A 12,656-nucleotide genomic window follows, 5' to 3' on the forward strand; every position below is an offset into this window, starting at 1 on the left:
CGGCGCCACCGGAAGATGTTCCACCATCTTCCGGTTTTTTTTGGTCATATTTTGGTTTTCTACTCTTTCTCTGTTAATACGATGCGCTGTCCATATCGCTCATAGCGCAGGGAGTTGGTGGCGCAGATTACTTCTAGCACGTTATCAAGGTTATCTTCCAGGTCCAGGTCGCCGGAACAGGTTTCCAATCCAGGTTTTGTGGAGGCCAGGTCTAGCTCTATATTATAGTATCGCGTTAATTTTTTCAGGATATCTTTCAGAGGCGTATTGAAAAAGAGCAGGCGGCCATCTTTCCACGCAGTATAGGAAGCTACGTTTACCCGGCTCATCTGCAAGTCGCCATCTTTGGCATCAACAGAAGCCATATCGGCTGGTTGCAGCAGCTGTGACCGCTCCCGGGAAAAGCCGTGCCCGGGCACATGCAGGCGCACACTCCCCGATGCCAGCACAAGGCTTTGCCGGGTATCATCGGGATAGGCACTGATATTAAAGGTGGTGCCCAGCACCTCGGTGACTAAACCTGACGCATATACGAAAAATGGCGACTGTGAATTGGGCGCGATGTCAAAGAAGGCCTCTCCTTCCAGGTACACTTCTCTTTTTCCATTTTTAAAGGCGGCAGGATATACCAGGCGGGAGCCGGCATTCAGCTGCACCACGCTGCCATCTTCCAGCTGCACGCGGGCACGGCGGCCATAGGGCACCATGAGGGTATTGTAAGTGGCGGCGGCAATGCTGAGCGTGTCTTTGTTAATGGTAACACCTGTTCCTCCGCCGGCGTATACCAGGGCAGCATTCTTTCCTTTCACCACTACTGCCTGGTGTTGCCCTACCAGGAGGCGCGTATCCGTAAGGGGATGGTCATGGGGCAGCTGTCGGGCAAAGCGCAATAAGTCGTTCTGCCGGGGCAGGAAATACCAGCGTCCCACCGCCAGTAATACCAGTATGGCCGCGGCCACTTTGAGGTACAGGTACCGGTAGCGGACCGGTTGCGGCACCAATCCCGGCGCAATCTCTTCCCAGAGCGCGGCTTTGTCGGCCGGGTCCCATGTTTCGTTCCCGGCATTCCGGATCACCCGTTCCACCGATCCGGCCAAAGCCTGCAGGGCAGCGTCTTCCGGTGTGCGGTCATTTCCCAATATATCTTCCAGGGTCGGATACTTTTTTCCGCGCTTCATGCAACATCTTTCCAATAAAGAGTGATCTACTGATCAGGTATAGACTCCTGAGCACAATTTTTTTTAATTATTTTTTTGAGATAGCCAGGACATCAATAAAATTAGGAGCGGCAGCACCGGCACTTTCTCCATGCTGGATCGTAGTTGCCGGAAAGCGCGATAGGCCAGGGTGCGGCAGGTAGGTACACTGATTTTCATAATACCGGCTACTTCTTCGTAGGATAACTCGCAGTTGAATTTAAGGAACAACACCTCTTTTTGCCGGGCGGGAAGGTCGTTGAGCTCCCGGGTAAGGATACGCAGCATTTCCTGCTGTTGCTCGGCCGCAATGCGCTGCTGCTCTACATCCGGCTCATAGGTGATGGAAAAGTAGTCAGCTGTTTCCAGCCGGTTGGCGATGGCATATTTCTTTACCGCCAGGTGAATTTTACGCCGGAAAGACCGTAACAGGTAAAAGCGGATATTTACTTTGGGAGAAAGATTACGCCGGTAGTGGTACAGGTCCAGGAAGAGATCCTGGATACAATCCTTGATCAGCGCGGTATCCTGTACGTAGCGTAATCCGTACCGGAAAAGCATATCCGCAGATGTATCATATAATTCTCTATAGGCTTCCTGATCGCCCAGTATGATATTATCCCACAAAACATTATCTGTTTCCATTACGCGGTCTTTCAAACAGTTGCTATTTAGACGTCACCCAAGATAGAGTAAAAAGCGGAAAGCAGAAAGCAAAAAGCTATTGTGGAAGATGACCTGTGCGATTTTTAAATATTCGCCAAGATGATCCTCCACAATAGCTTTTTACTTTCTGCTTTTTGCCTTATGCTTTCTCCAACTCATGCCATAGGCTGGCAGCACCAATCAATGCGGCAGCCTCGCCCAACGTAGCTTTTACGACAGGGATGGTAATCTGTTGCTGTTGCAGTTGTGCTTTCAGGAGCGGGAAGAAAAGATCGGATGCGTTGGCAATGTTGCCGCCAACGACAATCACTTCAGGTTGTTCGTCTCTGACAAAATCAGCGAGTACGACAGCCAGGTTGACTGCAAACTCATTGAACAGTTCCTGGATCCTGCTATCAGCTGGCATACGTGCTACCAGTGCTTTTACGTCGGCTACTGTTTCACCACTGATTTCCTGGTAGCGTTTTACAAACCAGCGGGTCGACAGGTAGTCTTCCGCTATGCCATCTTTAAAGGGTGTACACCAGCGGTTGGCGTCTTTAGCCACCCCGTCGTGGTACCAGGCAGAACCCAGGCCGGTGCCGAGGGTCAATCCAATGCCCCGTTGATAGTTTCTTCCGGCGCCGCTGAATACTTCGCCCTGTAAAAAGCAGCCGGCATCGTTGATAAAACGTATCTGTTCCGGCAGGATGTCCAGCTGCGCTGCCAGCAGTTGCTTTATATTAAGCTGATACAACGCATCAAATTTATCCTGCCCTTTCATCAGGCTGATACCTTGCTCATAGTCGAAAGGGCCTGGCATACCAATGCCGATATGCTTTACCCCTGCGGGAGCATGACTGAATACTTCATTGATCACTGTGGCCCATGCTGCGATTATATCGGCTGCTTCCCCATGTGAATTAACACGGGTGCGGTTCCACGAACCTTCTATGATAGATCTTGTTTCCAGATCTACCAATGCTGCGGTAATATGAGAGCCGCCAATATCAATTCCTAACGCCGTGGAATGCTTCATAAAAGTTGTAAGATAGAGTGGTTGCTAAATCGTTTAAGCTAGACAAATATAAAACATATTTTGGTTGATTCGCTCAGAAAAATCGTTTTAGCAAGATGAAAAAAGGTCAAATTGGCTCTAAATATAGGGCGTTTTTCCAGAAATCAAAAAAACGAACCTGTTTTTCGAAAGAAATCTGTTGTAAAATATTTTGACAGATGAAAAATTATTATCACTTTTACATCGTAATTCATTTCACAATGGAATCTGATCATTGCTCCGGCAGTAATATGTTAACAGCCTACATCGCTACTAACTTTAACACTTCTCCCCCAGTTTTATAATTCAAACATGCCCGGCTTCTCTATCGAACTGACACGTCTGTTAGCCGTATGCCCGTGCAGGTAATCATCACTATATCTCATCAACATTCATTAACAACACCCAACAACAATGGAAAATCCAATTCTCAGATGGGCATTGCTCATCGGCCTGCCCCTGTTATGCCTGTTACTGTACAAGATTATTCTTCGTATATGCTTTGGCGTAGTAATTGTACCGGAAGACCGCATCGGCCTGGTCACCAAAAAATTTGTGCTCATGGGTAAACAGGAACTGCCCGAAGGCCGTATCCTGGCCACCAACGGAGAAGCCGGCTTTCAGGCGCAAACCCTAGCTCCCGGCGTATACTTCGGCAAATGGGCCTGGCAGTACAGCGTTGCCTTCCAGCCCTTTACCATCATCCCCACCGGTAAAATCGGACTGGTGCTGGCAAAAGACGGCGGGGAACTGGAAACTGGCGCCATCCTGGCCCGAAAAGTGGCCTGCGACGCCTTCCAGGATGCCGAAGCCTTCCTGCGCAACGGCGGCCGGAAAGGACGGCAAACGGCGATCATCACGCCCGGTTCTTATCGTATCAACACCCTCCTGTTCGACATCGAAATCACCGACATGTCCACCATCCCCGACAATGCAGTAGGTATTGTGACTACCCTGGAAGGTAAGGCCATCGAAACCGGCTCCATCGCCGGTAAAACGATCGACAACCACAACAACTTCCAGGATGTGGATGCATTCCTCGACAAAGGCGGTTATAAAGGTCTCCAGGAACAGGTAATACTGGCCGGCTCCTACTTTATCAACCCCTGGTTTGCTAAACTTGAAATGGTAAAGATGACGGAAATCGCCATCGGGCACGTAGGCGTGGTCATCTCCTTCGTGGGTAATGACGGAGTGGATATCAGCGGCGCCGAATTCAAACATGGCAACATCGTAGCCAAAGGCAGTAAAGGCGTATGGGCCGAACCATTAGGCCCCGGTAAATATCCTGTTAATCCCTATATCATGAAAGTAGAGCTGGTACCTACCACCAACCTGGTACTTAACTGGGCCACCGCCAGAAGCGAAGCACACCAGCTGGATAAAAACCTCTCTACCATTACAGTAAGAAGCCGCGACGGTTTTACCTTTAACCTCGATGTATCACAAATCATCCACATCCCTACTACCGAGGCACCTAAAGTAATAGCCCGCTTCGGTAATATGAGCAATCTGGTTACCCAGGTACTTGAACCTACGATCGGTAACTATTTCCGTAACTCCGCCCAGGGCTCCGATGTGATCAGCTTCCTGACCAGCCGTAAAGAAAGGCAAACCGCCGCCAAAGAACATATTGGCCATGTATTGGATCAATACAATGTGTTTGGCGTAGACACCCTCATCGGGGACATTGTACCACCGGAAACCCTGATGAAAACACTCACCGACCGTAAAATTGCGGAGGAACAAAAAATCACCTACGATACGGAACGCCTGGCACAGGAAACCCGTCAAAAGCTGGAAAAAGAAACAGCCATCGCTGAAATGCAGAAGGAAATCGTAAAAGCCGACCAGGGCGTATGGATTGCTGAAAGAACAGCCGACGCCTCTGTGAAGAAAGCCACCGGTGACGCCAACAGCGTACGTTTGCAGGCCAACGCCGAAAGCGATCGTATGAAATTACTTGCTGCCGGTGAAGCGGAAAAAGTGCGGCTGCTCGCCAAAGCAGAAGCAGAACGTACCGAATGGATCGCCAAAGCCGACGCTGAAAAAATTGCCCTCACCGGTAAGGCAGAAGCAGAAAAGATCCTGGCCATCGGTCAGTCAAGCGCCGAATCCTATAAACTGGCCGTGGAAGCCATGGGCGGCAACAACTTTACCCAACTGAAAGTAATGGAAGCTATCGGCGCACAACAAATCCGTATCATGCCGGATGTACTCATCGGCGGCGGCGATGGCGCCAACGGCCCTATCAGTGGACTCCTTGGCCTGAAACTGCTGGAAGATATCGGTAAAAAGAAAGAAGAAGATAAGAAGGCCGAATAATCCATTGTACTGTAGCAACCTCAGAAAACGCCTCCATAAGTGCAATACTTTGGGGGCGTTTTATATAGTTTTTGGCTGCGTATCTATTTGGATATCCAGCCAAAACTATGTATATTTACCATGTTTTGGCTGCGTATCGATTTGGATAGCCAGCCAAAACTATACTTTAAAAACTGCAGCGATGGAAAAACTAATTGGCAGGGAGCACGAAAAAAAAATACTGCTGGAAACGCTTTCTTCCACGGAAGCCGAGCTGGTAGCCGTATATGGGCGGAGACGGGTTGGTAAAACATTCCTGGTGCGACAAGTATACCAGGATCAAATGGTATATGAATTCTCCGGCGTACATGGTTCTTCGACAAAGCAACAACTCGAAAATTTCCGTAACGCTATCGCCCTGACACTAAATACGCCGCTTCTTCCTGCTATACCACAGAGCTGGACAGAAGCCTTTTTGTTATTAATTCAGCTACTTGCTCCACAACTTAAAAAAAAGAAGGCGGTTATCTTCTTTGACGAATTTCCATGGCTAAGTGCTGCTAAATCTGGCTTCCTTCCTGCATTTGAATATTTCTGGAATTCCTGGGGTTCCAGGCAGGCAAATCTTGTGGTGGCTATCTGTGGCTCAGCGGCTTCCTGGATGATCCAGCGGGTGGTAAACAACAAAGGAGGATTACATAACCGCATCACCAGGAGAATTCGCCTCCTTCCTTTCAACTTACAGGAAACAGCAGCCTATCTGAAAAGCCGTTCTGTAAACCTGGACCATTACCAAACACTCCAGGTTTATATGGCACTTGGCGGTATCCCCCACTATTTAAAGGAAATCAGGAAAGGAGAAAGTGCTACCCAGGCAATCGATCGCCTGTGCTTTACAAAGGATGGTCTGCTTGTAGGTGAATTTACCAACCTGTATAACTCTCTCTTTGAAATGGCAGATCGCCATATTGCTGTGGTAAAAGCGCTTGCCGCTAAACCATCCGGACTCACACGCAATGAGATTATACACGAAGCGGGACTACTGAGTGGCGGGACTACCACCAAATTGCTGGAAGAACTTGTACAATCGGGATTTACAGCTACCTATCTCCCATTTGGCAAAAATGCCAAGGATCTAATCTATAAACTGTCTGATGAATACAGCCTGTTTTATCTCAAATTTATTGAGCATGCCCGGGCAACAGGGCCTGGAACCTGGATCAGGCGAGCGGCCTCCCCCTCCTGGAAAAGCTGGAGTGGTATGGCTTTTGAAAATATCTGCCTGAAACACGCCCCTCAAATCAAGCAAGCATTAGGTATTGCCGGTGTTTACACGGAAGAATCGGCCTGGCGATCTAAAGCAGCACAGATAGACCTATTACTCGATCGCCAGGACGACTGCATTAACATTTGCGAAATGAAATTTTCAAATACCGCATTTATTATCGAGAAATCATATGCAGCGGAGCTACAACGCAAACTCACTAACTTCCGGGAGGAAACCCGAACAAGAAAAACGTTGTTTTTAACAATGATTACCACCTATGGCGTAAAGGATAACCAATATAAAAACACGTTGGTGCATCATGAAGTAACGATGGAAGAGCTATTTAAATAAAATTCTCTCCGCCATTACGGCATTAATCCCCCCTTTGCATTATACTTCTTTTCGCCAATGGTATATACCATCTTCGCTCCCTTGCCGTCGATGTCGTAAGATGCTGCACTAAAAGGTACGACCACCTCGTTCTTTGTATTGATCAATCCTACCTCCGTATCGCCATTTACCTTTTTGGTGACCAGGGTAACGCCTTCGTTAAACGGCCGCGCAGTGGCATACATACAGGGAATGACAGCCTGCCCGTGGGTATTGATAAAGCCAAAATCAAAGTGCGTGTTTCTTACTTTGGCGAAACCATCTGCAAAAGGCGCTACATCCTGGTATCCCTTCAGATCAATCACCTTCTTTCCTTTATTGTCCAGGAAATAATAATGGTTGGTTTTATCATATACCAGCAATAGTCCGTCGCTATAGGTATTGCCATTCGTATAATAAGATGTAGGCGTCAACAACTGCCCCTGGTAATCATACAAAGAACAGATGCCCTGCAGGGGACCGTCTGGCTCTGATTTATTGGCATATAATACCGGTTCCTTTCCATCTTTCATGATATCATCATAAACCATCGGGATCACCAATTTCCCATTGCCATCCATTAATCCTTTCCCTCCTCCTTCTTCGTTCTTCATTACCATGGCCAGTTGTGGTGAAAATTCCTTTGCTACGAGGTCCAGCTTCACCAGTTGACGGGTAGCAGTATCCAGGCGGTAATAATAGTAACCATCATAGTCTGAACTGGAAAAAAAGAAGGGATTGATAGCGGTCATTTCCTTATGGGTAGGCGGTATTACAAACTTACCACTGGCATCCATAAAGCCATACTGATCGCTTTTCGCATCTTTTACCAAATAGAGACCGGCATAATTAGGAGAAAGATTTTTCAGCATCATCTTCTTTTTCACTTCTACGCGGGTTTCTGCCATATACACCCTCACTCCTGCTACTTTGCCTTTATAATATCCTTGCGTATATCCTCCCCTGCCGGCGTCAAAAGGCGTCCCTCCGGGCATCTCATCCAGCATGGCTTCCTGCAGTGCATGGATATCTTTAAAACGTCCGTTGTCTATTTTCTTCACCAGTTGCTGTAAGATATTATTGTAGGTTTTCAGTAGCTTGGTCATATCGTCCGGATCATGCCCGCTGCTGTTGTTCCTGCTGATGTAATCCAATGGTTTGCCATCCTGGTTAAATGCTTCTATATAGAGGTAGTTTTTGTAGGCGCTATCTCCCATCAGTAACCTTAACTGGTTATCCTTCATCTCATCAATCTTAATAGTAGCGCCTTTGAAAGTAGCCGTGGAATGGGATTTATCCAACTTAAGCACCGTCATTTTAACGGGATAACTGTAGCTAACCGTGGCCAGTGCGCTGTCGATAGTTTTGGGAGATGGTATAGGCGTGGAGCCGTCCAGCGTATACGATTCGGATTTGGTGGTGCCATCTGCAAAAAATATTTTCTCCGCTATAACATCGGGCGCTTCCAGGTCGTAGTTATCATTATCACGCATGGCGTTATTGGCTTCCAGCATACTATTAGGATACCTTACTTCCTGCGTTAACCCCAACCCCTCCAGGTAGGCGGCATACCCTGACGTAAAAGCCTCTACCGGTTTTAACTGGTAGGGAGCCACCGTATCTTCTTTTCCCGTATAGCCATTCTCTTTATCTTCTCCCATGCGCGACATGAACTTAATAAAGTGATCTATTCTTTCACTTTCTTTCTGCAGTTCTTCTTTGGCCGCTGCCAGCGTTTTCCCGTCAAACTGTTTTACAAATGCCTTCAATTCTTCAGAAGGTTCCGTTTTCACCTTACAGGCGGCCAATAGTACCATCGCAAAGGTTACACAACTAATGCGCTTCAAATATTGCATAAAAATTCGTTGATCAGTGATTACTCCACCACAAAATGGGGTTCATTATTTTTGTCGATGCTCACATAATAATCCAGCGGATACACCTTGTTGGCATCTTCTATATAGCAGGCCGGATCGTCTCTACCGTCTACAATCAATTTGGCAAAACGGCCGTCCGGCGTAATATACAGACTGGTATTTTCAGCCAGTGTAACCGTGTCCGTTATATGGGCCAGGTCTGTGATATTTTTCCATTGGGCTTGTCCGTCGGTAGGCTTATACAGGTGCCAGGCCATGGCCTTGTTTTGTTCCAGCGGGAATAGCAGGCTGGCGAGTTGTTGGGTATCTTTATTTTGGTATGCTGTCTGTAATTTCCGGTAATGCGCCAGCACACGTTCTTTGGCATCTGGTATTTTACGGATGTCGGTGGCAGTAGCATAAGCCGGCAGCTCAAAGGCTTGTACGGTGGTTGTAAAGGTTTGATTAACCGTGGCGGAAGGCTGCCCCGCAAACCGCGATGCCCGGATCGCTTTGTAATAATGCGGCTCCAGCTGGATCATCGTATCGGCGTTGGGGGTCTGAAACTGCAATATAACCGGTGAAAAGCAGGACTGATCGCTCCATTTATGTACAGCTACTGTTACCACCGACTCCTGGTGCAGCCGTGTTCGTGGATGCCCGTCGAAATCAACACCCGGCAATAGTTCTACCGTTAGCGTTTGTTTGCTGCCTTTCTGCAGGTAGGCATTAATATCTGCTGTAACGCCCAGGGTATTCGCACTCAGGTGGGTAAGCGCTAAAAAACCGTTTACATACACGCGGTACCCGCACTCACTGTTATCTACCTCCAGCCGGTAGTTGTCGCCGGCACTGGTGCCGGGAACCGTAGCGTAGGCGCTGGTCACTTTGTTGTTGACCGGTTGATTAAAATACAGGGTGATGTACGACTTTTCTTTATTGCCAAGAGTCAGCAGGTTACCTTTATAATCACTAACGTTAAAAATGATGTTCTTTTCTACCGTTTTCCAGCTCAGATCGGGACCGGAACTCTCTTTCAACCCGGTGCCGAATGCCGACTCCAGGCCATTAAGCACTTCCAGGGCGCCTTTCTCTGTATGAAAGGAAATGCGGACGATCACCTCTTCTTTCATTTCCACCTGTACTTCTTTTACAGGCTGACCATAGTAGGTAAAATCGCCTTCCAGGTGCATCACCAGTATGTGAACCGGTACAGAGTCTACCCGCACCTGTTTTTTTGGCAACGTGGCCACCAGGGAGTCGAGCTGCTGCCGGTGATGGATGTTTTCAATGGCCGTCAACGACGAATGGCCACAGCTGGCCATCAACAAGGCATACAACAAAACAATGCCAATATATAATTTATTCATAATGAGTAGGTGCTTAGGGTTGAGTAAAGAAGATCTGAAAGGTGGGGGCCTCGGTGATTTCAGCAACAGTATTCATATTTTTAGGGAGAGACAGGCCAATTAATTGCTGCTGATTTTTCCAGACCAACAGGTCGTTCTCTCCACTGGCGTAAAATTCTCCCGTAGAATCGGCGCCGGGCTTACCATACAAGGCAGTGAGCTTTTCTTTGAGGTTAACGGCATCCTGTTTGTTTTTAAATAATTCTACGGATATGCGCTTCAGGTGCAACTTATCTTCATCTATAGCAATAGACATCCCTGCCACCGGCATCCCCATTAACTGCATATATCGCTCATCATTATATTCGTATCCACTAATTCCATTCCGGATAAAATGAAGGGTGGGATAATCTGCCAGCAAATCGCTCTCACGCGTGATGGCATTGATTTGAATGATGTCGGATGGCTTTTTGGATGCGGGACGGTTACAGGCCCACAAAGTACTCAGCAACAAACAGTACAACAGGCTTCTTTTCATATTCGTAGTGGTGATCGGGTTATAAAAGCCTGAAAGTAAAGAAAAATAACCGATCCGGCTCTGCCGGTAGCGTATATGCAGGTTATAGGTTTATATATGCGGGGGGAAAACAAACATTCGCGATGGCACGCGAAGGAGCAAAGAAGCAAAGGAAAATAAAAAACTTTGCTTCTTTGCTCCTTTGCGTGCCTCTATTATACTTTTGGCTTATCCAGGCTATAAGGCCCCGGCCCGAAATAGGCCAGCAACAAGGCGCCTCCCAGTATCGCCACATTTTTCATAAACATGGCCATCTGCATTTGTTTTTGCATGGGATCGGTAACAGACCAGAAGTTATGTAAGGCAATACTTACCGGCACCAGGAAAATAACAATCAGCCAGGCGCCATATTTTACCTTGTAGCCCAGCAGTATGCTGAATCCCCCCAATAAAGCAAGCAAACCGGCAAAAGGTACCATAATGCGGGCGGCGGGCACACCGGCCGCCGCTGCATAGTCGGCGCCGGCTCCCATCACATGGTTAAGCCCGGACATAACAAAAATGAGGGCAAACAGTATACGGCCCAGCAATGGAACTATTTTCATAGTAAATAAATTTTAATAATATAACAAACCTAGTGGTATTCTGGTTGCCGGGAAAGAGACTTACCCAAAGGATAGTGGTTTCCTGTACTATAGCAGGGCTTTCCGTATCTTTACCGACGGAAAGAAAAATGATTGTATGCGAAAAGAAAACTCTTCCAATGCTATCAATGAAAGACAGTTAAGAGGCGATTGCGGCACCGCCTATACCCTGTCACTGATCGGTGGACGGTGGAAGCCTACCATACTTTGGCGCCTGCTCGATGGTAAGATGCGCTATAACGAACTAAAGAAATCAATATCCGGTATTTCTGAACGGGTGTTGGTACTGCAGTTAAGAGAGCTGGAAAACGACGACCTGGTAAAACGGATTATATATCCCGAAGTGCCTCCCCGCGTAGAGTATGAGCTAACCCCGCTGGGATGGAGTATGGAAGCGCTATTACAACATATGTCTGACTGGGGCGTGGCACATAAAAAGGCCACCACAACCCGCAAAAAAGAAACGCAGGTTATGGTGGATAAAGGTTAATACGTCAGGCCGGCATCGTCCAGCGCTCCCATGGCCAGCGATGTCCAGTCTGCATCATGCACATCTTTTGCCAGGATGGTGGTAAGCCTCGACTGTACCAATTGCGCCATTGGCATCGGCGTATACGAGCGCCGCGCCGTTTGCAATACCAGGTCCATATCTTTCAAACCCAGGGCGGCGCCAAAGGAAGGGCTGCCCGTGAATTTCCGGTCTATCACCATGGCGCCATAATTGCGGAACACAGGACCCGCAAACAAAGTAGTGGTCAGCATTTCATAAGCCACCTTCGGATCTACCTTATTTTTTTCCGCCAGCGCAAATGCTTCTGCCATCAGCTCAATAGAAGCGGCAATCATAAAGTTGCCGATCAGCTTCAACACATTGGCACTGCCTGCATCTTCTCCCAAATCAAAAATATTCTTGGCAAATCCTGCCAACAGCAAGGGTTTTATCCGCTCCTTTGCCGCTGCCGGACCCGAAATCACGGCATTCCCCAACTTAGCTGCTGCTGCATCGGGACGGGCAAATACCGGCGCCGTAACAAACTGTACGCCCTGCGCCTGGTGACGCAATGATAAGGCAGTAGAAGTATCGGGCGACACCGTACTCATTGACACGTGGATACCTCCGGGGCCCAGCACCTCCAGCAAAGCATCTGTAGATATCGCTTCCAGTGCGGCATCATCCGCTACCAGGCTCAATACCACACCTCCTTTCTCAGCAGCTGCTGCCGCTGTATCCACCAGCACCGCGCCCAGCTGTTCCAGCGGCAACGCCTTTTCACGGGTACGATTGTAAATTTTCACTTTGTATCCTGCCCTTACCAGGTTTTCTGCAATGGGGTAGCCCAAATGACCGGTTCCTATAAATCCAATGGTTTCCATATGATTCCAATTAAAAGTTTACTGCTCAAATCTAGTGTTTCAGGCGAACTTATGGAAAACACATTTATCGAATGCTTT

11 protein-coding genes are annotated in these 12,656 nt (G+C 47.9%); 3 read left to right on the plus strand and 8 right to left on the minus strand.

Annotated elements, in window-relative coordinates:
- Positions 1–59: 59 nt before the first annotated feature.
- From FHW36_RS17785 to FHW36_RS17795, 3 genes are all read right to left on the minus strand, one after another.
- A complete protein-coding gene (locus FHW36_RS17785; protein ID WP_145670921.1) occupies positions 60–1,178 on the minus strand; it encodes a FecR family protein in 1,119 nt (372 codons plus the stop codon).
- A gap of 63 nt (positions 1,179–1,241) precedes the next feature.
- On the minus strand, positions 1,242–1,856 hold the full coding sequence (locus FHW36_RS17790) for an RNA polymerase sigma factor (RefSeq protein WP_145670922.1): 615 nt from the start codon (positions 1,854–1,856) through the stop codon (positions 1,242–1,244).
- Positions 1,857–2,001: 145 nt separating this feature from the next.
- On the minus strand, positions 2,002–2,880 hold the full coding sequence (locus FHW36_RS17795; RefSeq protein ID WP_145670923.1) for an ROK family protein: 879 nt from the start codon (positions 2,878–2,880) through the stop codon (positions 2,002–2,004).
- Between the two features lie 432 nt (positions 2,881–3,312).
- On the opposite strand from FHW36_RS17795, the gene FHW36_RS17800 reads away from it, so the two are divergent.
- Both FHW36_RS17800 and FHW36_RS17805 read left to right on the plus strand, forming a co-directional pair.
- A complete protein-coding gene (locus FHW36_RS17800; RefSeq protein ID WP_145670924.1) occupies positions 3,313–5,223 on the plus strand; it encodes an SPFH domain-containing protein in 1,911 nt (636 codons plus the stop codon).
- A 181-nt stretch (positions 5,224–5,404) separates the two neighbouring features.
- On the plus strand, positions 5,405–6,820 hold the full coding sequence (locus FHW36_RS17805) for an AAA family ATPase (protein ID WP_145670925.1): 1,416 nt from the start codon (positions 5,405–5,407) through the stop codon (positions 6,818–6,820).
- Between the two features lie 14 nt (positions 6,821–6,834).
- Here FHW36_RS17805 and FHW36_RS17810 read toward each other — a convergent pair whose 3' ends face one another.
- From FHW36_RS17810 to FHW36_RS17825, 4 genes are all read right to left on the minus strand, one after another.
- Positions 6,835–8,694 carry a WG repeat-containing protein gene (locus tag FHW36_RS17810; RefSeq protein WP_145670926.1) on the minus strand — a complete coding sequence of 620 codons (1,860 nt, stop codon included), beginning with the start codon at positions 8,692–8,694 and terminating at the stop codon, positions 6,835–6,837.
- Positions 8,695–8,714: 20 nt separating this feature from the next.
- On the minus strand, positions 8,715–10,064 hold the full coding sequence (locus tag FHW36_RS17815) for a hypothetical protein (protein WP_145670927.1): 1,350 nt from the start codon (positions 10,062–10,064) through the stop codon (positions 8,715–8,717).
- Positions 10,065–10,077: 13 nt separating this feature from the next.
- Positions 10,078–10,581, minus strand: coding sequence for a hypothetical protein (locus tag FHW36_RS17820; RefSeq protein ID WP_145670928.1), 504 nt, complete (start codon positions 10,579–10,581; stop codon positions 10,078–10,080).
- Between the two features lie 194 nt (positions 10,582–10,775).
- Positions 10,776–11,165, minus strand: coding sequence for a DoxX family protein (locus FHW36_RS17825; protein ID WP_145670929.1), 390 nt, complete (start codon positions 11,163–11,165; stop codon positions 10,776–10,778).
- Between the two features lie 136 nt (positions 11,166–11,301).
- Here FHW36_RS17825 and FHW36_RS17830 point away from each other — a divergent pair, with 136 nt between their 5' ends.
- A complete protein-coding gene (locus FHW36_RS17830; RefSeq protein WP_145670930.1) occupies positions 11,302–11,694 on the plus strand; it encodes a winged helix-turn-helix transcriptional regulator in 393 nt (130 codons plus the stop codon).
- Here FHW36_RS17830 and FHW36_RS17835 read toward each other — a convergent pair.
- Positions 11,691–12,578 (minus strand): NAD(P)-dependent oxidoreductase, encoded by an 888-nt coding sequence (locus FHW36_RS17835; protein WP_145670931.1) that lies wholly within the window; start codon positions 12,576–12,578, stop codon positions 11,691–11,693. The genes FHW36_RS17830 and FHW36_RS17835 overlap by 4 nt on opposite strands.
- Positions 12,579–12,656 lie beyond the last annotated feature (78 nt).

Source organism: Chitinophaga polysaccharea (assembly GCF_007829335.1).
GTDB lineage: Bacteria > Bacteroidota > Bacteroidia > Chitinophagales > Chitinophagaceae > Chitinophaga > Chitinophaga polysaccharea_B.